Here is a 20604-nt window from a genome sequence, read left to right as displayed (position 1 = left end):
GTCCTGCTACCGGAGCTGTCCCGCCTCAGCCCGCAGAGTGTGGTGGCCACAACGGATCAAGGGCGTGCAGGAGCTGGTGGGGACGGTGCAGACGCTCTGGCGCTATCCGGTCAAATCGATGCTCGGGGACTCCCCCCAGCGGCTGGTGGTGGAGGCCCGCGGCATCCGGGGCGATCGGGCCTACGCCTTGTGGGACCACGCCAGCGGCCGGGTGGCCAGCGCCAAGAACCCGCGCCTCTGGAGGGAACTGCTCGACTACCGCGCCCGCTTTCGCGAGGAGCCGGCGCCGTCCGCGCCCCTGCCACCGGTGCTGATCGGCCCGCGGGAGGACGACGGCACCGCCGAGCTCTGCAGCAGCGACGGCGCTGTCAGCGCCTTCTTCAGTGACCTGTTCGGGCGCCAGGTGAGCCTGCTCGACACCCCCCCGGACGGCGCCAGTCTCGACCAGTACTGGCCCCCGGTGGAAGGTCGCGTCTTCCAGGACGCCACCAACGCCCTGGAGTTGCCTGCGGGCACCTTCTTCGACGCCTGTCCCATCCACGCCATCAGCACCGCCACCCTGGAGCGGCTGCGGCAGCTCGAACCCCAGCTCGATTTCGCCGTCGAACGGTTCCGCCCCAACCTGCTGATCCGCACGCCGGAAGGGGCGGAAGGTTTCGTGGAAGAGGCCTGGAGCGGCTCCTGTCTGCAGATCGGCGAGCAGCTGGTGCTGAGAGTCGACGGCGGCTGCCCCCGCTGCGTGGTCACCACCCTGGCCCAGGGCGCCTTGGGCGAAGACCTGGAGATCCTGCGCGCCACCGCCCGCCACAACGGCGTGGTGGCCGGCATCCGCCTGAGCGTGGTGACCCCCGGCCCGGTGGCCGTGGGGGATCCGGTGCGGCTGATGGCCTGAGCCGCCGCTGCTAACTTGACAAAATGATGGTCAGTCTTCCCTAGCGCGAACAGGCCGGGCGCGAACGCGCAAGACATGGCCCGGTGAGGGAAGCCCCAGATCGTTCCGCAAACAGCGGCAACAAGGCTTTGGCGGCTGGCCGAGCCATGCCGCCGCCTGCCGGCCCCAGGGGGGATGCGGCGGCCACCTCTCGACCCATTGCTGAACTTCACCCAAGTGCCGCAACGCTGGACCCTCGTCCCTTCCCCCCACGCCATACCCAAGGAGCTGCTGGCCGGCCTGGTGGTGGCCCTCGGCATCATTCCCGAAGCGATCGCCTTCTCGATCGTGGCCGGCGTCGACCCCCAGGTCGGCCTGTTCGGTTCCATCTGCATCCTGATCGTGGTGGCCCTGCTCGGTGGCCGGCCCGGCATGGTGTCGGCCTGCACGGCCGGGGTGGCGCTGCTGATGGGCGGACTGATGCAATCGCACGGCCTCTCCTACCTGTTGGCCGCGTCCATCCTGGCGGGGGTGTTCCAGATCCTCTGGGGCTACCTGCGCCTGGCCCAACAGATGCGCTTTGTACCCCGGGGCGTGACGCTGGGTTTCGTCAATGCGATTGGCGTGCTGATCTTTCTGGCCCAGTTACCCCAACTCGGCTTTGGCCGCGATGGGGCTGAAACGATCCCAAGCCTGGCGGGCAGCGCTCAGAGCATCCATTGGCCCTGGGTGTGGGGCCTGGTGGCCCTCGGCCTGCTGATCATCTATCTGCTGCCGCGCCTCACCCGCCTCGTGCCCTCCACCCTGGTGGCGATCCTGGTGATCAGCGGCCTGGCGGAGTGGTGGCAGTTGCCTGTGCCGCGGGTGGGTGACCTCGGCCAGTTGCCCAGCAGCCTGCCGGTCTTCCAGATTCCCGCCGTGTTCGGAGCATGGGGCACCTGGGGCCTCATCCTGCCCACCGCCCTGGCGATTTCCTTCGTCGGTCTGTTGCAGTCGTTTCTCACCGCCAACGTGGTGGAAGACAGCCTGGATGAGGAGGCCGACTACGAGGCCGAGGCCAGGGCACAGGGACTCGCCAACATCACGGCTGGGCTGTTCGGCGGTATGGCCGGAGCCGGCATGATCGGCCAATCGGTGATCAATCTCGAATCGGGGGGCCGTTATCGCCTCTCCACCCTCACCGCCGGCGTGGGCCTGTTGATCCTGGTGATCTCGCTCAACACCTGGCTGGCACGGATTCCAATGGCGGCGCTGGTGGCCGTGATGATCATGGTGTCGATCAGCACCGTGAACTGGGACTCCTTCCTCAACATCAGGATGGTGCCCAAGAGTGACACCGCCGTGATGCTGCTCACCCTGGTCCTGGCCCTTGTCACCAGCAACCTCGCCATCGCTGTGCTGGTGGGTGTGGCCCTGGCCGGCATCCTGTTCAGCCGCAAGGTGGCCAAGGTGATTGTGGTGACCGGCACCTGGCTCTCCGAGGATCATTTGTATTACACGGTGCGCGGCCAGCTGTTCTTTGTCAGCACGGTGTACTTCCTGGCCGGTTTCAAGCAGCACGCCCATCCGGCGCGGGTCACGATCGATATGCAGGCCGCCCATGTCTGGGACCAGACGGGCATGCGGGCCCTGGACCAGGTGATCCGCAAGCGCCAGCAGGCTGGATCCAGCGTTGAGCTGATCCATCTCAACAAGGAAAGCCTTGATCTCTTTAGCCGTATCAGTGACACCCCCGACTTCGTCGTCGGAGCCGGCTGCGCGCTGCCAGCACCCTCCCCTTCTGGCCTTCCATCCGTTTCACACGTCCTACCTTCCGATTCGCCATGAACGCGTCCACCGCTACCAACGCGGTACGGGTGCGGCTGTTCGCCGCCCTGCGCGAGCAGGCCGGCTGGGGTGAGCGGCTGGTGCCCCTGACGGCCAGCCCCACCAGCCCCGCCGATCTCTGGCAGCGGTTGGCCCTCGATGATGGCTCCGCCGCCGGCGCTGCTGGCCTCCCGCCCAGCATCCGCGTGGCCATCAACCAGGCCTTCGCCACCGCCGACACCCCCCTGTCCCCAGGCGACGAGGTGGCCTTCCTGCCCCCGATCACCGGAGGATGAGCGATGCCGACCCCCAACCCAGAACGGCTGATCGCGGTGCAACTCCTGGAGGCACCCTTCGAGCCCCTGGAGGGGCTGGCCGCCTGGCAGCGAAGCCATGGGCCGACCGCCGCCTCCCCGGCCGCCGAAAGCCACTTCATCGGCCGCGTCCGCCCCACCACCGCCGCCGGCGAGCCCCTCGAGGCCCTGGAACTGGAGCACTACCCCGGCATGACCGAGGCCCAGCTAAGGGCCCTCGCCGAGGCCTGCGCGGCGCGCCACGGGGTGGGCGCGGTGCTGGTGGCGCACCGGGTGGGCCGGGTGCGGCCGGGGGAGGCGATTGTGCTGGTGGCCGTCCAGGCCGACCGCCGCGGTCCCGCCCTGCGCTGCGTCCAGGAGCTGTTGGAGGATCTCAAGCACCACGCCCCCTTCTGGAAACGGGAGTGGAGCGGCGGCCGCGGCACCTGGGTGGCCGGCAACACCCCCCTCTGAATCCATCGCCCCCCTCCCATGGGCCAGTCCAGCGGCACCCTCACGGCCGACCAGATCACCTTCATCGCCGCCCAGAAGATCTTCTTCGTCGGCACCGCCACCGCGGACAGCACGGTGAACGTGTCCCCCAAGGGGCGCGATGCCCTGCGGGTGCTCGACGAGCGCCGCGTGATCTGGCTCAACCTCACCGGCAGCGGCAACGAGACCGCCGCCCACGTGCAGGCCTGCCCACGCATGACGCTGATGTTCTGCGCCTTCGAGGGCAAACCCAAGATCCTGCGGCTCTACGGCACCGCCCACACCATCCAACGGGGTGAGGCCGGCTGGGACGCCCTGGTCGGCCACTTCGAGCCCCTGGCCGGCGCCCGACAGATCTTCGATCTGGCCATCGAACGGGTCCAGACCTCCTGCGGCATGGCGGTGCCCCGCTACAGCTACGGGGGGGACCGCACCGAGCTCGACAGCTGGGCCCGCCGCAAAGGGCACGACGGTCTAGAACGCTACTGGCAGCGCAAGAACCGCCGCAGCATCGACGGTCTCCCCGCCCCGATCCCGGCCCCCGGGCCCGTGGACACGACCAGCGACTGACGCTGCTCGCTGGCGGCCTCAGAGCAGCGGCAGCCGCAGCAGCTGGGCCCACAGCTCCTCGCCGGCCGCCAGGGCGCCCGTCTCGGCGGGGATCTCCAGCAGCAGGTCGGCCCCCTGCAGCGAGCCGATGCGGGAGGAGGCCTGGCTGCCCTCCACCAGCGCCAGCAGGGCACCGTCCCCATCCACTGTCAACCGGGCCCGGGCCAGCTCGGGCCGGCCGGCGCCCCGCTTCAGGGCCGAGGCCAGGCGCACCTTCAGCCGCGGCAGCAGCACCACCTCGCCCCCCTCTAGCCGCTGCAGGGCCGGCCACAGCAGCTGCAGGGCCGTGATCGCCGCGGCCACCGGGTTGCCGGGCAGACCGAAGAAGGGGCAAGGCCCCAGCCGGCCGAAGGCGAAGGGACGGCCGGGCTTGAGGAACAGCTTCCAGAAGCCCACCTCCCCCAGCTCGCTGAGCAGGGGCCGGATCCAGTCGCTGTCGCCGGCCGACACCCCGCCGGTGCTCACCACCACATCGCAGCCGCTGGCCAGCTCCCGCAGCGCCTGGCGCAGGGCGGCCGGATCGTCGGCCACCACCCGCTGCTCGCTGACGGGGTAGCCCAGCCGCTCCAGCAGGGCCCGCAGCAGGGTGCCGTTGCTCTCCCAGATCTGCCCCGGCCCCCTTGCAGCGCCGGCCGCCACCAGCTCATCGCCGCTGATCAGCAGCCCCACCCGCGGCTGGACGCTCACCGCCAGCGCCGCCACACCGCAGCTGGCCAGCCGCCCCAGGGCGGCGGCCCCCAGGCGCACCCCGGCCGGCAGCAGTTCGTCGCCGGCGGCGGCCTCCTCCTCGGGGGCGCGGATCCAGGGGTTGGGGCCCGCCTCCCCGGTGAGCAGGAGGCTCTCGGCGCCGGCGCTGCCGCCGGACGCCACCGCCACCAGCTCCTGGGGCAGCACCCGCTGGGCCCCCTCGGGCAGGGGCGCGCCGGTGAGGATCCGGACCGCTTCCCCTTCCGCCAGCACCGATCCGTAGGGGGCCCCGGGGGCGGAGCGGCCCACCAGGCACCAGCGGCGGCCCGGGCTGGGCGCATCGGCTTCGGCGATGGCGTAGCCATCCATGATCGAGGCCCGGAACCCGGGCACGGCCTCGGCGGCCCGCACCGGCTCAGCGCTCACCCGGCCCAGGCACTGGGCCAGCGGCAGCCGGTCACGGGCCGTAAGCGGGGTGATCGCCGCCAGCACCCGGCGGCGTGCCTCCTCCAGGGGCAGGCCCTCGCGGGGGAACGGCTCAGCCATCGCTCGCCCCGGCCAGGCCCCGGACGTCGGGGTGCTCCCAGGGGCCCCGGCGTCCCCCTTCCTTGCGCAGCAGCCGCACCGGGCCGATGGTCATGGCCGGATCGGCCGACTTGACCATGTCGTAGAGGGTGAGCAGGCCCACCTGCACCGCTGTCAGGGCCTCCATCTCCACGCCGGTGGCGCCGTTGGTGCGGGCGCTGGCCTCCAGCCGCAGCCCGCTGCCGTCGGCCATCGGCTCGATCCGCACCTCCAGGCCGGTGAGGGCGATCGGGTGACACAGGGGAATGAGCTCCCAGGTGCGCTTGGCGCCCTGGATCGCCGCCACCCGTGCCACCGCCAGCACGTCGCCCTTGGCCGCCCGGCCCTCCAGCACCAGGGCCAGCACCTCGGGCGCCATGGTGATGTGGCCCTCGGCCACGGCGCGGCGGTCGCTGGCGGGCCGGTCGCCCACCTCCACCATGTGCACCTGGCCGGCGGCGTTGAGGTGGGAGAGGCCGGGCTGGCTCATGCCGGAGCTGACGGGATCGGGCTGGGGCCCAGCATGGCGCCCCTGCCGGCGGGCGGGGCTCAGAAGGGGATCGGCATCGCCACATCGGCGGGCGGAGGCGCACAGGAGGCCACCCGCTCCTCCACCACCGCGCCCACCACCACGATCGAGGGGGAGGCGAAGGCCTCGGCCTCCACCCGGTCGGCCAGCACGGCCAGGGTGGCCACCAGCTGCCGCTGGCCCCGCACGGTGCCCTGCTGGATCACGGCGGCGGGGGTGGTGGGGTCCAGGCCCCCCGCGATCAGCTCCGCGACGATGTGGCGCAGGTTGTGCAGGCCCATGTAGATCACCAGGCCGTCGCTGCTGCGGGCCAGGCCGCGCCAGTCGACGCCGGGGCGGCGCTTGTCGATCTCCTCGTGGCCGGTCACGAAGGTGACGCTCGATCCCGCCCGCCGGTGGGTGACCGGAATGCCGGCGTAGGCGGGGGCGGCGATGCCGGCGGTGACCCCGGGCACCACCTGCACCGGGATGCCGTGGGCGGCCAGGTGGGCCGCCTCCTCGCCACCGCGGCCGAACAGGAACGGATCGCCCCCCTTGAGGCGCACGATCAGCCGCCGGCGGCCGGCCAGTTCGCGCAGCACGGCGTTGGTGCTGGGCTGGGGCACCGAATGGTGGCCGCGGCGCTTGCCGACGAAGTGCCGCTCACAGTCCGCCGGCACCAGATCCAGCAGGGCCGTGGGCACCAGGGAGTCGTAGACGAGGGCGTCGCACTGCTGCAGCAGCCGGTGGGCCCGCAGGGTGAGCAGGTCCGGATCGCCGGGGCCGGCCCCCACCAGGTACACCGTGCCGGGACTGTCGTTCGCCGCCGGGGCCAGGGTCGCGTCCGTCATGGCAGCGCCATCAGCGCCTCCAGCAGCACGGCCCGGAACCGGGGCCGCTGCAGCAACGGCACGCCCAGCGGCGACGGCAGGGCGTCGGTGAGCCGGTTGGCCGCCAGGGCCAGGGGCAGGGCGGGGCCAGGCAGGGGCAGCGGAGCGTCCTCGAGATTGGGGGCAGTGTATGGAGTGGGCCGGCAGCGGCCACCGGTGACCACCTCCAGGTGGGCCAGGAACGCCGCCCCCAGGGGCCCGTCCAGGGGGTGGTGCAGCAGCCAGGGCCCAGCCCCCGCCGGCGCCACGGTCTGCGCCTTGAGGGCCGCCAGTTCGGCGGCCAGGGCCCCCTGCCAGGCGGGCCAGGAGCCCAGGAACGGCAGGCGCCGCAGCGGCCCACGCCGTCGGCAACGCTCGGCGATCCGTGGCACGTCCCGGCGCACATGGCTGCCGGGCAGGAGGAACAGGGGGACCAGCAGCAGGGGGGGTGCGGCGCTGCCGGACGGCAGGGCCGGGGGTTCGCCCGCGGTGAGCGCCTCCAGCCCCACGGGCGCCCCACGGCCCTCTTCCAGCTGACGGGCCAGCTCCAGCAGCTCGACGGGGATCACCCCACCGGCACGGCCATGCACCACCAGCAGAAGGGGGCTTGCGATGATCCGGCGCATACCCCTCAGCCTAGGGATCACCCTATGGAGGCCGCCGCGCATGTCGACGCCGAGCCCGTGGGGGGAATGGACAGCGCAGCGGCGTCAGCAGCAGGGGGAGGCCCTGGGGGCCGACCACGGCCGCTGCCGCGAGCTGATCGCCGCCCTGGGCAGCGGCGAACGCAGCGGACGTGCCCTGAGCCGGGCCGAGGCCGGCGAAGCCCTCGATCTGCTGCTCGACGGTCGCTGCACCGACGCCCAGGCCGGCGCCTTCCTGATCGCCCATCGCCTGCGGCGCCCGGAGCCCCAGGAGCTGGCCGGCCTGCTGGACAGCTACCGGCGGCGGGGGCCCCGGCTGGCGACGACGCCGCGCCGGGTGCTCAGTTTCGGTGTGCCCTTCGATGGCCGCAGCCGTTCCGCCCCGCTGCTGCCCCTGGTGGCCCTGCTGCTGGTGACGGCCGGCGCCGGGGTGGTGCTGCATGGCGGCGGCCCGATGCCCGTGAAGTACGGCTTCACCACGGCTGAGGCCCTGGCCGCCCTCGACCTCGATCGGCGCGATCTCCCCTGGGGCGCCGTGAACCGCCGCTTCGCCCAGGAAGGGCTGGCCCTGGTGCACCAGCCGGCGCACTTCCCGGCCGCCGAGCAGCTGGTGCCGGTGCGGGAGCAGATCGGCAAGCGTCCGCCGATCGCCACCCTCGAACTGCTGTGGAGCTGCCACGACGGGCCCCACCTTCAGGTCAGCGGCTTCGTCCATGCCCCCACCGAGCGACTGGCCCGCAAAGCGCTCGCCGCCACCGGCCAGGACGAGCTGCTGCTGATCAAGGGGATGGAGGGGGGCGTGGAGCTGCCCACCAACCGGGTGGCGATCGCCTCCCAGCGGCGGGGTGGGGACTCGGAACGGCTGATCCTGCGAGCCCGGGACCACGGCCTGGGGGCGCCCGAAGTGCCGCTGGAGAGCGTGGCGCAGTGGCGGGGCCAGGCCCGGGAGGCCCTGGCCGGATCAGGGCCCCTGGCGGCGGGGCTGATCTGGAACGCTGGATTCCTGCTCTGGCGCGCCGGCATCAGCGAGAGCCTCCAGGCCGGGCTGACCCTGGCGGAACGGCTGCTGGAGGATGGGGCCGTGGAGCAGCGGCGCCGTCAGCTGGCCGACGGGCTGGCGCTCACAGCAGGGGATACCCCCCCAGCAGGGCCCAGGCCCGATCCAGCAGGTTGTTGATCAGCAGGCGCCCCTGGCGCTCCCCCTCCTCCCCCCAGCGCGCCTGGCCGGCCCGCACCTGCTCGACCCCGTCCGGCCCGAGCGCCTGCCGCACATAGTCGCCGTCCTCGTCGAGCCAGGCCTGCAGCGCGGCCTGCGTCACCTCCACGTGGAACTGGAGTCCGTGGGCGTGGTGGTCGATCCGGAACATCTGCTCGGCACACAGGGGCGTGGACCCCAGCAGGGTGGCCGCGGCCGGCAGCTGGATCCGGTCCCCATGCCAGTGCAGCACCGGCATGGTGTCCCCGAGCCCGGCGAGCACCGGCTCCTCCTTCTGCGGCAGGGTCCACGCCACCGGCCCCCAGCCCACCTCATAGGCCCGCACGGGGGGCTCCCCCGCCATCAACGGCACCACCTGGCCGCCGGCGGCGACGGCCAGCAGCTGGGCCCCCAGACACAGGCCGATCACCGGGCGCTCGCAGGTCAGGCACTCCCGCAGCAACGCCACCTCCCCCGCCAACCAGGGAAACGACGGCGAACCGATGTCCGCCACCCCCATCGGTCCCCCCAGCACCAGCAGAGCCTGATCGGGGCCGAGGCGGGGGAGAGCCTCCCCCCGGTCGGGCCGACACACCGTCACCATCCACCCCCGACGTCTGGCCTCCTCGGCAAAGCGGCCCGGGCCTTCCCGCTCCAGGTGCTGGAGCACCACCAGGTGGGTCATGGGTGGGCAGGAGCACATGGGAGCCCCAGCATGGGGGCGTCCGCCGCTCCGGGCCAGGATCCATGCGCAGCGATCCCAGCCTCCGCCTGCTGCTGGCGCTGTTGTTCGGGTCGGTCGGACTGGGCTACATGCTGTACGGCAAGAAGCAGGGCCACGCAGTGGCCCTGGGCTGTGGGGTGCTGCTGGTGGTGATCCCCTTCGGCTTCAGCAACCTGGCCGCCCTGGTGGCCGTGGCTCTGGTGCTGATGGTGCTTCCCTTTCTTCTGTCCCGATTCCTCATCTGAGCCATGCCGACCCCAGAGGAGGTACTGCATTTCTGGTTCGATGAGCTTCCCCCCTCCGCCTGGTTCAGGCCTGGTGCCGAGGGCGACCAGGCCGTGCGGAAACGGTTCGCGGAGCTCACCGAACAGGCCCTGGCCGGCGGCCTGGCCCCCTGGGGCGAGACCGCCCCGTACGCCCTCGCCCTGCTGCTGCTGCTCGACCAGTTCCCCCGTCAGATCTGGCGCGACCAGGCCCGCGCCTTCGCCGGGGATGGCCAGGCCCAGGCCCTGACGCTTCGGGCCCTGGAGGCCGGCTGGGTCGACGCGGAGCCGGCACCAGAACGGCGGCCGTTCTGGCTGATGCCCCTGATGCACAGTGAGGATCTGGCCCTCCAGGAGCTGGGCCTGCCCCTGTTCGAGCGCCACACCGACGCGCGCACCGCCGAGTTCGCCCGCCGCCACCTGGAGGTGATCGTCCGCTTCGGTCGCTTTCCCCATCGCAACGCGGCCCTGGGCCGGCCCAGCACCAACGAGGAAGTGGCCTTCCTCCTGCAGCCCGGCTCCCGCTTCTGACCCGCGCCCGATGCATCCCCCCACCGAACCGCCAGACGCCGCCACGACCCTGCGGGCCGCCGAAGCCACCGCCCATCAGCTGGCGGGGGAACTGTTTTCCTGGGACCTCACCCGGGCCCTGGAGCTGGCCCTGCTCAAGACCTTCTGCGTCCCCTCCATCTCCGGCCTGCTGGCCCGCACCGGGGAGTTCGAGCACCGGCCCCGTAAGCGCTACGACGACACGGGTCTGATGGTGGCCGAACTGCTGCGCCATGGGCCAGGCAGCCCGGCCGGAGCCGCCGTGATCGCGCGCATGAACCGCATCCACGGCCACTACGCGATCGGCAACGACGATTTCCTGTATGTGCTCTCCACCTTCGTGGCGGAGCCGATCCGCTGGCTGGCCCGTTATGGCTGGCGGCCGCTGACGCCCCTGGAGCAGGAGCACCTGTTCCGCTTCTGGGGCGGGGTGGGCGAACGGATGGGGATCACAGACCTGCCGGACAGCCTCGAGGCGCTGCTGGCCCTGAACGAGCGGGTGGAGCGGGACGTCTTCGCCCCGGCCGCCACCAACCGCCGCATCGCCGAGGCCACCCTGGCCATGCTCCTGGCCGACTGGCCCGCGCCCCTGCGCCCCGCCCTGAGGCAGGGACTGCTGGGCCTGCTGGATCGCCAGACCTGCGCCGCCCTGGGTTGGAGCACCCCGCCCGACTGGCTGCAGACGCTGGTGCTGCAGGCCCTGCGAGGGCGCAGCCGGGCCGCCGCCCTGGTGGCCAGCACCCGCCGCCGCCTGGGCCGGCCCGCCGCCGCCCGTTTCTATTCCCAGCAGCCCACCCCCAGCTACGGCGACACGTTCCGGCTCGAGCAGCTGGGCCCACCACCGCTGCTGGCGGATCTGGCTAAGCAGGAGGTACCGCCTCTTTCCCGCCAGCCCATGGTCGCCCCTTTCCAGTCCCCCCATTTCGCCATCGCGCGCACGGAAGACGGCTGGATCATCGAGGCCCGCGTCACCAAGGATCAGCAGGGCGACTGGCTGCTGAGTCGCCACGAACTGGACGAGCTCCACGCCCTGCTGGAACGGGTGATCGCCTCCTGACGCCCTCCGCTCCCCCCGATCCGGCGCCCCCGGACTTGGAGTCGCCGGGCCGCCTGCTCAACGTGCTGGGGGTGACCTTCGGCGTCGCCGGAGCGGTGGGTGGCACCATCGGCGCCGGCATCCTGCGCACCCCCGGTCTGGTGGCGGCCCAGATGGGCAGCGGCCCCTGGGTGGTGGCGGCCTGGCTGGCCGGCGGCCTCTATGCCCTGCTCGGCGCCATCGCCGTGGCGGAGCTGGGGGCCAGCCTGCCCCTGGCCGGCGGCTGGTACGTCTACGCCCGACGCTGCTTCGGCGATGCCGCCGGCTTCAGCGTGGGCTGGATGGACTGGATCGGCCACTGCACCGGCATCGCCTGGGTGGCGATCACCATCGGCGAGTACACGCTGTTCCTGCTGCCGGGCCTGGAGCTGCCCGGAAAGCTGGTGGGGCTGGCGGTGGTGGCCCTGTTCACCTGCATCCAGCTGCTGGGGGTGGAGGCCGGCAGCGGCAGCCAGAAGCTGCTCAGCCTGGCCAAGGCGATCGCCTTCCTGGCGGTGGTGGCGGCCTGCTTCCTGCTGGGTGGCCCCGACAGCCGCGCCGCCGCCAGTGCGGCGATCCCCACCCCGGCCGCGGCCCTCGCCACCCCGGCGGGCTGGACCGGCCTGGCGGTGGCGCTGGTGTTCTCCCTGCAGGCGATCGTCACCACGTACGACGGCTGGCACAGCCCCATCTACTTCTCCGAGGAGTTCAGCGAACCCCAGGAGGACCTGCCCCGCTCCCTGATCGGCGGGGTTCTGGCCGTGATCGCCATTTACACCCTGTTCAACCTGGCCCTGCTGCGGGTGCTGCCCCTGAAGGTGATCGCCGTCTCCAGCCTGCCGGTGGCGGATGCGGCCGCCCTGCTGTTCGGCGCCTTCGGCGGCCAGGCGATCACCGTGCTGGCGCTGGTGTCCCTGGCGGGCCTGATCAACGCCTCGATCATGGGCGCCCCCCGCATCCTTTATGGCCTCAGCCGGGACAAACTTTTCAGCCCCCTGGTCGACCGGGTGAACAAGGGCGGCACCCCCACCGTGGCCCTGGTGCTCACCAGCCTGGCCTCGGCCCTGCTGGTGCTTGCCGGCGATTTCACGATCCTGCTCGGGCTGGCGGCGTTCCTCTACGTCAGCCTTTACCTGGTGGGGATCGTCTGCCTGTTTGTGCTGCGCCTGCGGGAGCCGGAGCGGCCACGGCCGTTCCAGGCCTGGGGCCACCCATGGAGCACCGCCATCGTGCTGGTGGGATCGATCGCCTTCCTGGTGGGCGCCCTGCTCAACGACACCGCCAACAGCGGCTGGGCCCTGCTGCTGATCGGCGTGAGTGTGCCCCTGTTCTGGGCCACCCGGGCCCTGATGCCGGCCGAAGCGCCTTGACCGGCCCGTGGCCGCCGGCCTGGTGGGATGGCGCCCTGGCGGGGGAGATCCTGCAGCGCAGCGGCGAGCACCTGCTGCTGGTGGGCACCGCCATCGGCCTGGCCCTGGCGATCAGCCTGCCGCTGGGCCTGTGGATCAGCCGCCGGCCCCGCTGGGCCGGGCCGGTGCTGGCGGTGGCCAGCACGGTGCAGACGGTCCCCAGCCTGGCGATCTTCGGGCTGCTGCTCACCGTGCCGCTGCTGGGGGGCATCGGCACCACACCGGCGATCGTGGCCCTCACCCTCTACGCCCTGCTGCCCCTGCTGCGGGGTCTGGTCACCGGCCTGGCCCAGGTGCCCCCAGGGTTGAAGCAGGCCGGCCAAGCCCTCGGACTCAGCGGCCGCCAGGTGCTGCTGCGGGTGGAGCTGCCTCTGGCCCTGCCCACCCTGATGGCCGGCCTCCGGGTGGCCACGGTGATCAGCGTTGGGGTGGCCACGATCGCCGCCGCCATCGGCGCCGGCGGCCTGGGGGTGTTCATCTTCCGGGGCATCGCCACGGTGAACAACGGCCTGATCCTGGCCGGGGCCCTGCCGGCCGCCGCCATCGCCCTGGTCGCCGATGGCGGCCTGGGGCTGCTGGAGCGACGGCTGGCCCAGCCCCGTGCCAAGGGAACCGCCGCCGGCCGACGACGGCCTCTGCGGCTCGCGTGGCTCCTGGCGGGCCTTGCCCTGGGCACCGTGCTGGCCCTGCAACTGCTGCCTACCGCCAACACCGGCACGGTGCGGATCGGCAGCAAGAGCTTCACCGAACAACTGATCCTGGGGGAACTGCTGGCCCAGCAGATCGAGGCCGCCACCCCGTTGAAGGTGCGGCGGGACTTCGGCCTGGGGGGCACCGGCCTGATCCACGCCGCCGTGCGCAGCGGCCGCATCGACGGCTATGTGGAATACACCGGCACCGCCTGGACCACGCTGCTTGACCAGCCCCCACCGCCGCCGGACACGCCCGATCCGGCGCGGCAGGTGTTCGAGGAAACGCGCCGGCTGTATGGCGAGCGCTTCGGACTCAGCGTGTTCCCCTCGCTGGGGTTCGAAAACAGCTTTGCGATCCTGGTGCGGCGCGATGCAGCCCGGCGGCTGGGGATCGCCACGATCAGTGAGGCGGCCCCCCACACCCCCACCTGGCGGGCGGGCTTCGGCTACGAATTCCTCAATCGGCCCGATGGCTTCGTCGGCCTGGCCCAGCGCTACGGGCTGCGCTTCGCCCAGCCCCCCGAGGCCATGGACCTGGGTCTCACCTACCGGGCCCTGGCCGAGGGGCGGGTTGACCTGATCGCCGGCGACACCACCAATGGCCTGATCCCCGCCCTCGACCTGCAACAGCTGAGGGACGACCGCCACTACTTCCCCCCCTACGAAGCCGTACCCGTGTTCAACGCCGCCAGCCTGCGGCGGCGCCCGGAGCTGGTGCCCGTGATCGAAGCCCTGGCCGGCCAGATCCCCGCCGCCACGATGCAGCGCCTCAATGCCCAGGTCGATCTCGACGGCCTGGGTGTGGAGGAGGTGGTGCGCCGCTGGCGGCTTCAGCAGGCCGGCGCCGAGGGGGCCTCCTGATCGTTGCCGGCGGGGGGCTCCGGGCGCCGAAACACCAGCACGGGCAGGTCGGTGTGGGTCAGCACCCGCTGGGTCTCGCTGCCCAGCAGCAGCCCGGCAAGACCGCGGCGGCCATGGGAGGCCATGAAGATCAGGTCGCAGCCATGGCGGCTGGCGGCCTCGATGATCGCCTCGTGGACGACGGGGTGTTCGCCCACGGCCGTGTCGCAGCGGACACCCGCCTCCTCGGCCAGGGCCCTGGCCCGCTCCAGCAGCCCGGCGGCGTAGGCCCGCTCCGCCCGGCTGAACTGCGCCACCACGGCCGGATCGAGCAGCACCGGATCGCCGTAGAGGGAGCCCTGGGGCGGCATCGACAGGTTGGCGAGCACGTGCAGGAAGGTGATGGTGGCCCCGGTTTCGCGGGCGAAGCTCACCGCCCGGCGGATGGCGCCGTCCGAGAGATCGGAGCCGTCGGTGGGCACCAGCAGGTGACGGAACATCGGCCTCGCCGCATGGGCGCTGGGGTGAACTCCATGATCACCCGGCCGCCGTGACCGGACCCGCCCCGGCGAGGCGCCGTTCCACCCGTCGGGCCAGCTCCGGAGCCAGCCGGCCCCGATCGAGGTCGGCCAGGTCCGCCGATCCCCCCGGCAGACGGGCCACCAGGTCCACGGCGGTGGCGGCCAGGGCGGGATCCAGATCCCCGATGAGGTGGCGCAGGGTCTGCCGGAGGGGCGCCAGCGGCCACGCCGCCAACCCCACCGCCAGGCCCTCGAGGGCCGCACGGCGCTGCTGCAGTGGCAGGGGGGCCAGGGCCCGCTGCCGCAGCAGCGTGAAGTCCGCGGGATCGCGCTGGTGGCCCAGCAGGGGCAGCAGCAGCGCGTTTCGCCCGGCGCCGGTGCTGGCTGCCTCCAGGGCCTGCCGCAGCAGAACCCGGCAGCGGGGATGGCGATGGCGGCCGATCACGGCCAGCAGGGCAGGGTCCGCCGCGGGCTCGGCCAGCCACCAGGCCAGCAGTCGGGCCGCCGCCGGGCCGTCGAGCCGATCCGCCAGGGCGCCCAGGAGATCCGGGGCCGGCAGCAGCTGGCCTGACTCGACGGCCCGCAACCAGGGCTCCAGATCGAGGTCGCGCGACCGCCGCAGCCCCTGCAGCCAGGGCCAGCGGTCGGGACTGCCGCTGGCGGGCAGCTGCAGGGGATCCCAGGCGGCGAGGGCGGCGGTCACGGGGACGGTCACGGCGCGGCCCGCCGCCGGGCGCCGAACCGTTCCACCAGCAACCCTTCCAGCGCGTCAGCGAGCTCGGTCAGGGGCACCGCCTTGCCGTGCAATTCGGCCAGCTGCGGGTCCTGATCCAGGCGGCCCCCCAGGAAGATCTTGGCTGCCTCCACCATCTGGCCGTCCTGGCGGGCCTTGGCCCCCATCAGGCCGATCTGGCCCATGTAGGGCTGGCCGCAGGCGTTGGGGCAGCCGGTCCAGTGGCTGCGCACGGCCTCGGGCAGCTCCAGGCGCCGCTCCAGTTCGTCGATCACCGCCTGGGCGGTGCGCTTGGTGGGGATCAGGGCAAAGCTGCAGTAGCGGCTGCCCGTGCAGCTCACCGCTTCGGCCTGCAGGGCGCCAGGCTCCAGGCGGAACCGTTCCAGCAGCGGTTCGGCCTCCAGGGCCCCGAGGCGATCGGCCGGCACATTCACGATCAGCACGTTCTGGGCCTCGGTGAAGCGCAGCTCACCGCTGCCGTAGGTGCGGGCCAGGCGGGCCAGCTCGAGCATGGAGGCGGCGTCGAGGCGCCCCATCGGCACGTGCAACCCCGCCCAGTGCAGGCCCGCCTGCTTCTGGGCCTGGACTCCCAGCCCGTCGCGGGGGGAGCGCACCACCAGATGGCGACCGTCATGGGGCAGGGGCAGCGCCGCCGAAGCCCCGGCCAGCTCCCGGTGGGCCTCCAGCACGGCGGCGCGGTAGGCCTCCAGCCCCAGGCCATCGATCAGATACATCAGCCGGCTTTTGTTGCGCTGCACCCGGTTGCCGTGGGTGTCGTAGTGCCGCAGCAGGGCCAGGGTGAAGTCCGGCAGCTGGTCGGGCCGCAGCCAGAGGCCGAGGGGAATGGCCAGTTCGTTGCGCTGGGCCGAGAAGAAGCCGCCCACCATCACCGTGAAACCGAGCGGCGCGGCCGGATCCTGCGGATGGGGCGCCGGCAGGAAGGCGAGGTCGTTGTGGAGCAGGAAGCTGTCGGGGGCGCCGCCCACCGCCACGTTGAACTTGCGCGGCAGGTTGCGGGGACCGCCATCGGCCAGCAGCCGGGCCTGGATGGCGTCCACCAGCGGGCGGGTGTCGACCAGTTCCTCAGGATCGAGTCCGGCCAGGGGATTGCCGGTGATGTTGCGCGGGTTGTCGTGGCCCGACTGGCGGCTGGTGAGGCCCACCCGCTCCAGCTCCGCCAGCAGGGGCGCCATGTCCTCCAGCAGCAGCCCCCGCAGCTGCAGGTTCTGGCGGGTGGTGATGTCGGCGCTGCCGTGCTCGCCGCAGCGGTCGACCGCGTCACCCAGCGCTTCCAGCTGTTCGGCCCGGATCACGCCGTTGGGCAGCCGCAGCCGAACCATGAAGCGACCGGGGGTGACGGGACGGAAGAAGATCCCCAGCCACTTGAGGCGAATCGTCAGGGTGGCCTCATCCAGGGACTCCCAGCCCCCGGCGGCCAATTCCGCCAGCCGCGGGGCCAGATCCAGGCCGCAGAGCTCCGCCTTGGCCTGTTCGACCTTGCTGAGGCTGGGCGCTGGCGGCGTGGTGAGCCCGGAGCTGGTCTCGGTGCTGGTGTCGGTGCTGGTCATGGGAAAACGGCGGTCCGCATGGCCGGCCACGCGGAGGATCCCTGCCTGGCAGGAGGACGCAAACAACCCCGGGGGGTTGTCGGAGGCCGGGACGCCGATGAGAGCTGCGTCGTCGGGAAGGATCGTTTGTCGGGGAGCGCCAGAGAAAGCTGCGCAGACCCACCGATCAACAAGGATTAGTTTCCGGCATGGAACCGTCCTCCCATGTCGTCACTGTTACCAGAACCGACCCGCCTGGGGGCCGACGCCGCGGTGGATCGGCGCCAGCTCCGCCTGCGGGCGCTCGGCCCGGAGCGGGCCCGCTTCCGTGAGCTGATCGGCAAGGTCGGCAGTGGTGAGCACACCAGCACCGGCCTGGATCGGCAGGAGGCCGCTGAGGCCATGGACCTGATGCTGCGGGGGCTGGTCGATGACGCCCAGATGGGGGCCTTCCTGATCGCCCACCGCATCCGTCGCCCCCACCCCACCGAGCTCGCCGGCATGCTCGACAGTTACCGCCGCTGGGGTCCGGTGCTGGAGACACCCGGACGGCGGCCGCTCTGCTTCGGGGTGCCCTACGACGGCCGCAGCCGCACCGCCCCCCTGCTGCCCCTGGTGGCCCTGGTGCTGGCCAGCGACGACCTGCCGGTGGTGCTGCATGGCGGCGAACCGATGCCGGTGAAGTTCGGCGTCACCCTGGCCGAGCTGTTCGAGGCGATCGGCATCCCCTCGAGCGGCCTGCCTCTGAGCGATGTCCAGCGGCGCCTCGACTGCCATGGGCTGGCCCTCACCCACCAGCCTGACCATTTCCCCCTGGCCGAGAGGCTGGTGCCGGTTCGCGATGCCATCGGCAAACGGCCGCCGGTGGCGAGCCTGGAGCTGCTGTGGACGCCGCACCGTGGGAAGCACCTGCTGGTGAGCGGCTTCGTCCATCCCCCCACCGAGACCCGCGCCTGGCAGGCCCTGCAGGACTGCGGCGAGACCGACCTGCTGACCGTGAAGGGGCTGGAGGGCTCCACCGACCTGCCCACCTCCCGCGCCGGCATCACCGCCCGGGTGCGCCAGGGCGTCACCGAGCGGATCCTGCTCCACCCCCGCGACCACGGCATCACCAGCGCCGAGGTGCCCTGGCAGGGTCTGGAGCTGTGGCAATCGCAGGCTCTGGCGGCCCTCTGCGGCGAAGGCGCCCTGATGCCGGCGCTGCGCTGGAACGTGGCGGCCTACCTGTGGTTCGCCGGGCGCTTCGAGCGTCTCGAGGAGGCCCTCGAACGGGCCACGGGCCTGCTGCTGGCCCGCAGCGGCGAACGCCTGCGCCGGCAACTTCTGAATCGGTAACCAACGCGACTCTTGAGGGGGCTGTTGGCGTGGTCTCTTGATTCGTGACTGGTCAGCCTGTGCGCCAGCCCTCAATCTTCGCCGGCACGGTGCCCTTTGTTGTGAGGCCCGTCCTGAGAACACCTGCACCCGAAGGTGCCTTCCTCCGGTCCTCCCTGGCTCCCCCTCCGGCTCCATGTCGAATCTTTCCCGTCGCCAATTCCTGATCACCGCCGCCGGCACCACCGCCGGTGCCATCTGGCTGAGTGCCTGTGGTGGCACCAAGGAAGCGGCCGCCCCCACCCCCACACCGGCAGGCGGTGCCGCCGATGCCCCTGAAGTCCCCGGTGTGACCCTCGGCTTCATCGCCCTCACCGACGCCGCCCCGCTGATCATCGCCAAGGAGAAAGGCTTCTTCGCCAAACACGGCATGCCGGAGGTGAAGGTGATGAAGCAGACCTCCTGGGCCGTCACCCGCGACAACCTGGAATTGGGTGGTGCCGGAGGCGGCATTGAGGGCGCCCACATCCTCACGCCGATGCCCCTGCTGCTGGCCGCGGGCAAGATCACCAAGAGCCAGAAGCCGCTGCCGATGGCCACCCTGGCCCGGCTGAATACGCAGGGCCAGGGGATCTCGGTCTCGAAGGACTTTCTGGCCAACAAGCTCACTATCGACAACAAGGCGGGGCTCGCCGACGCCGTGGCCGCCACGGCCAAGACCGGCAGGAAGTTCAAGGCGGCTGTCACCTTCCCCGGCGGCACCCACGACCTCTGGATGCGCTACTGGCTGGCCGCCAACGGCATCGACCCCAACAAGGACGCTGACCTGGTGGTGGTTCCCCCTCCCCAGATGGTGGCCAACATGCAGACCGGCACCATGGATACCTTCTGTGTGGGCGAGCCCTGGAACCAGCGCCTCGTCAACAAGAAGCTCGGCTACACCGCCGCTGTCACGGGTGAACTCTGGAAGTTCCACCCCGAGAAATCCTTCTCGATGCGTGCCGACTGGGTGGAAAAGCACCCCAAAGCCACCCAGGCCCTGCTCAAGGCGGTCCTGGAAGCACAGATGTGGTGCGAAGACCCCGCCAACCTCGACGAACTCTGCGAGATCACCTCGAAGGACAAGTACTTCAAGGCCAGCGTGGAGGACATCAAACCCCGCCTGGCCGGCAACTTCGACTACGGCGATGGCCGCGTCGTGACCGACAGCCCCTACCGGATGCGGTTCTGGAGTGAGAACGCCTCCTTCCCGTTCAAAAGCCACGACCAGTGGTTCGTCGTCGAGGACATGCGCTGGGGCTATCTCCCCGCCAGCACTGACGTTGACGCCCTGGTCAACCAGGTCAACCGGGCCGATCTCTGGAAGGAGGCGGCCAAGGCGATCGGGCAGGACAAGGCCATTCCCGCCAGTGATTCACGCGGCAAGGAAACCTTCTTTGATGGTGTCGTCTTCGACCCGGAAAATCCGAAGGCGTACCTCGACGCCCTGAAGATCAAAGCCATGTCCTGAGGCGGAAGACGCCCTGCCCGCTCTTCACAACGCCCCTTTCTCGCCTTTCCCCCATGGCCCTCAGCGCCGCAGCACCGCATAAAACTTCCAGAAGGATCACGCCGATCTGGGTCTCCCGGGTGTCCCCCTATCTGATCTGCATCGGCGCCTTTCTGGTGGTCTGGCAGCTGCTGTCCCTGATCCTGGGTGTCAGCCGGCTGCCGGGGCCCATCAATGTTGTCGTCGACACCTGGGACCCCTACATCATTCATCCCTTTTTCGATGATGGGGGCACCAGCAAAGGCCTGGTCTGGCAGATTCTGATCTCGCTGCAGCGGGTGGCCCTGGGATACGGCCTGGCCGCTGTGGTGGGAATCACCATCGGCGGCCTTCTGGGGATGAATCGCTTCCTCGGCAAGGGCTTCGACCCTGTGATTCAGGTGTTGCGGACCGTCCCTCCCCTGGCCTGGTTCCCTATCACCCTCATGGTGTTTCAGGATTCCACGACTTCGGCCATTTTTGTTATTTTTATCACGGCGATCTGGCCAATCATTATTAATACTGCGATCGGTATTCGCGAGATTCCCGAGGATTACATCAACGTGGCCAGGGTCCTGAAACTTCCAAAGAGTTCCTACATCAAGGATATTGTCGTTCCTTCAACCATTCCCTTCGTTTTCGCCGGTCTTCGCATCGCCGTTGGTTTGGCCTGGCTGGCCATCGTTGCCGCCGAGATGTTGAAAGCCGACGGAGGCATCGGCTACTTCATCTGGGATGCCTACAACGCGGGCGGTGATGGTAGTTCCAGTCAGATCATTCTGGCCATCATCTATGTGGGCATCGTGGGGCTGCTGCTGGACCGCTTGGTGGCCTTCACCGGGCGCAAGCTCAGCAAAGGAGCGGCCTGACC

The 20604-nt window shown here is 71.2% G+C and carries 22 protein-coding genes; 14 read left to right on the top strand and 8 right to left on the bottom strand.

The window, feature by feature from the left end; translation table 11 throughout:
* Positions 1-64: 64 nt before the first annotated feature.
* The 5 genes from KBY95_RS08360 (at position 65) to KBY95_RS08340 (ending at position 4032) form a co-directional block, all read left to right on the top strand.
* Positions 65-892: an MOSC domain-containing protein gene (locus KBY95_RS08360; protein ID WP_254964505.1), complete on the top strand. Its 828-nt coding sequence runs from the start codon at positions 65-67 to the stop codon at positions 890-892.
* Positions 893-1066: 174 nt separating this feature from the next.
* On the top strand, positions 1067-2698 hold the full coding sequence (locus KBY95_RS08355; RefSeq protein ID WP_254964504.1) for a SulP family inorganic anion transporter: 1632 nt from the start codon (positions 1067-1069) through the stop codon (positions 2696-2698).
* The gene (locus tag KBY95_RS08350; RefSeq protein WP_254964503.1) at positions 2695-2973 is read left to right on the top strand and encodes a MoaD/ThiS family protein; all 279 of its coding nucleotides are present in this window, start codon (positions 2695-2697) and stop codon (positions 2971-2973) included. The genes KBY95_RS08355 and KBY95_RS08350 overlap by 4 nt, the downstream gene beginning before the upstream one ends.
* 3 nt (positions 2974-2976) lie before the next feature.
* Positions 2977-3444, top strand: a complete 468-nt coding sequence (locus KBY95_RS08345; protein ID WP_254964502.1) for a molybdenum cofactor biosynthesis protein MoaE — start codon at positions 2977-2979, stop codon at positions 3442-3444.
* An 18-nt stretch (positions 3445-3462) separates the two neighbouring features.
* Complete coding sequence (locus KBY95_RS08340; protein WP_254964501.1) at positions 3463-4032, top strand: pyridoxamine 5'-phosphate oxidase family protein; 570 nt, start codon at positions 3463-3465, stop codon at positions 4030-4032.
* Between the two features lie 18 nt (positions 4033-4050).
* Here the strand turns inward: KBY95_RS08340 and KBY95_RS08335 are convergent, their stop codons facing one another.
* Genes KBY95_RS08335 through KBY95_RS08320 form a run of 4 tightly spaced genes read right to left on the bottom strand, consistent with a single transcriptional unit; the run spans position 4051 to position 7325 of the window.
* Positions 4051-5304, bottom strand: coding sequence for a molybdopterin molybdotransferase MoeA (locus KBY95_RS08335; protein ID WP_254964500.1), 1254 nt, complete (start codon positions 5302-5304; stop codon positions 4051-4053).
* Positions 5297-5812, bottom strand: a complete 516-nt coding sequence (gene moaC, locus KBY95_RS08330) for a cyclic pyranopterin monophosphate synthase MoaC (RefSeq protein ID WP_254964499.1) — start codon at positions 5810-5812, stop codon at positions 5297-5299. Before moaC ends, KBY95_RS08335 begins: the two co-directional genes overlap by 8 nt.
* A 59-nt stretch (positions 5813-5871) precedes the next feature.
* Positions 5872-6681 carry a uroporphyrinogen-III C-methyltransferase gene (gene cobA, locus KBY95_RS08325; protein WP_254964498.1) on the bottom strand — a complete coding sequence of 270 codons (810 nt, stop codon included), beginning with the start codon at positions 6679-6681 and terminating at the stop codon, positions 5872-5874.
* Positions 6678-7325 (bottom strand): CbiX/SirB N-terminal domain-containing protein, encoded by a 648-nt coding sequence (locus KBY95_RS08320; protein ID WP_254964497.1) that lies wholly within the window; start codon positions 7323-7325, stop codon positions 6678-6680. Before KBY95_RS08320 ends, cobA begins: the two co-directional genes overlap by 4 nt.
* Before the next feature lie 40 nt (positions 7326-7365).
* On the opposite strand from KBY95_RS08320, the gene KBY95_RS08315 reads away from it, so the two are divergent.
* Positions 7366-8520, top strand: coding sequence for an anthranilate phosphoribosyltransferase (locus KBY95_RS08315; RefSeq protein WP_254964496.1), 1155 nt, complete (start codon positions 7366-7368; stop codon positions 8518-8520).
* On the opposite strand, the gene KBY95_RS08310 is transcribed toward KBY95_RS08315, so the two are convergent.
* Positions 8465-9223, bottom strand: coding sequence for a type 1 glutamine amidotransferase (locus tag KBY95_RS08310; RefSeq protein WP_254964495.1), 759 nt, complete (start codon positions 9221-9223; stop codon positions 8465-8467). The two genes, KBY95_RS08315 and KBY95_RS08310, sit on opposite strands and share 56 nt — an antisense overlap.
* Before the next feature lie 62 nt (positions 9224-9285).
* Here KBY95_RS08310 and KBY95_RS08305 point away from each other — a divergent pair, with 62 nt between their 5' ends.
* Genes KBY95_RS08305 through KBY95_RS08285 form a run of 5 tightly spaced genes read left to right on the top strand, consistent with a single transcriptional unit; the run spans position 9286 to position 14111 of the window.
* Positions 9286-9507, top strand: a complete 222-nt coding sequence (locus KBY95_RS08305; protein ID WP_254964494.1) for a hypothetical protein — start codon at positions 9286-9288, stop codon at positions 9505-9507.
* Between the two features lie 3 nt (positions 9508-9510).
* On the top strand, positions 9511-10056 hold the full coding sequence (locus tag KBY95_RS08300) for a DUF924 family protein (protein WP_254964493.1): 546 nt from the start codon (positions 9511-9513) through the stop codon (positions 10054-10056).
* A 10-nt stretch (positions 10057-10066) separates the two neighbouring features.
* A complete protein-coding gene (locus KBY95_RS08295; RefSeq protein ID WP_254964492.1) occupies positions 10067-11131 on the top strand; it encodes an oxygenase MpaB family protein in 1065 nt (354 codons plus the stop codon).
* A 35-nt stretch (positions 11132-11166) separates the two neighbouring features.
* Positions 11167-12519, top strand: a complete 1353-nt coding sequence (locus KBY95_RS08290; RefSeq protein WP_254964491.1) for an APC family permease — start codon at positions 11167-11169, stop codon at positions 12517-12519.
* Positions 12516-14111, top strand: coding sequence for an ABC transporter permease/substrate-binding protein (locus tag KBY95_RS08285; RefSeq protein WP_254964490.1), 1596 nt, complete (start codon positions 12516-12518; stop codon positions 14109-14111). Before KBY95_RS08290 ends, KBY95_RS08285 begins: the two co-directional genes overlap by 4 nt.
* On the opposite strand, the gene KBY95_RS08280 is transcribed toward KBY95_RS08285, so the two are convergent.
* Genes KBY95_RS08280 through KBY95_RS08270 form a run of 3 tightly spaced genes read right to left on the bottom strand, consistent with a single transcriptional unit; the run spans position 14081 to position 16912 of the window.
* Positions 14081-14590, bottom strand: coding sequence for a universal stress protein (locus tag KBY95_RS08280; RefSeq protein ID WP_254964489.1), 510 nt, complete (start codon positions 14588-14590; stop codon positions 14081-14083). The two genes, KBY95_RS08285 and KBY95_RS08280, sit on opposite strands and share 31 nt — an antisense overlap.
* Positions 14591-14627: 37 nt before the next feature.
* Positions 14628-15326 (bottom strand): hypothetical protein, encoded by a 699-nt coding sequence (locus KBY95_RS08275; protein ID WP_254964488.1) that lies wholly within the window; start codon positions 15324-15326, stop codon positions 14628-14630.
* Positions 15323-16912, bottom strand: a complete 1590-nt coding sequence (locus tag KBY95_RS08270) for a ferredoxin--nitrite reductase (protein ID WP_254964487.1) — start codon at positions 16910-16912, stop codon at positions 15323-15325. The genes KBY95_RS08275 and KBY95_RS08270 overlap by 4 nt, the downstream gene beginning before the upstream one ends.
* A gap of 204 nt (positions 16913-17116) precedes the next feature.
* Here KBY95_RS08270 and KBY95_RS08265 point away from each other — a divergent pair, with 204 nt between their 5' ends.
* The 3 genes from KBY95_RS08265 (at position 17117) to ntrB (ending at position 20602) form a co-directional block, all read left to right on the top strand.
* Positions 17117-18226 carry an anthranilate phosphoribosyltransferase gene (locus KBY95_RS08265; RefSeq protein WP_254964486.1) on the top strand — a complete coding sequence of 370 codons (1110 nt, stop codon included), beginning with the start codon at positions 17117-17119 and terminating at the stop codon, positions 18224-18226.
* 175 nt (positions 18227-18401) lie between these two features.
* Complete coding sequence (locus tag KBY95_RS08260; protein ID WP_254964485.1) at positions 18402-19715, top strand: CmpA/NrtA family ABC transporter substrate-binding protein; 1314 nt, start codon at positions 18402-18404, stop codon at positions 19713-19715.
* Positions 19716-19768: 53 nt separating this feature from the next.
* The gene (gene ntrB, locus KBY95_RS08255; RefSeq protein WP_254964484.1) at positions 19769-20602 is read left to right on the top strand and encodes a nitrate ABC transporter permease; all 834 of its coding nucleotides are present in this window, start codon (positions 19769-19771) and stop codon (positions 20600-20602) included.
* The last annotated feature ends 2 nt before the right edge of the window (positions 20603-20604 follow it).

Source organism: Cyanobium sp. Aljojuca 7A6 (assembly GCF_024346455.1).
GTDB lineage: Bacteria > Cyanobacteriota > Cyanobacteriia > PCC-6307 > Cyanobiaceae > Cyanobium.
Note: the sequence above shows the minus strand (reverse complement) of the source record. Positions and strands in the feature narration are given on the sequence as shown.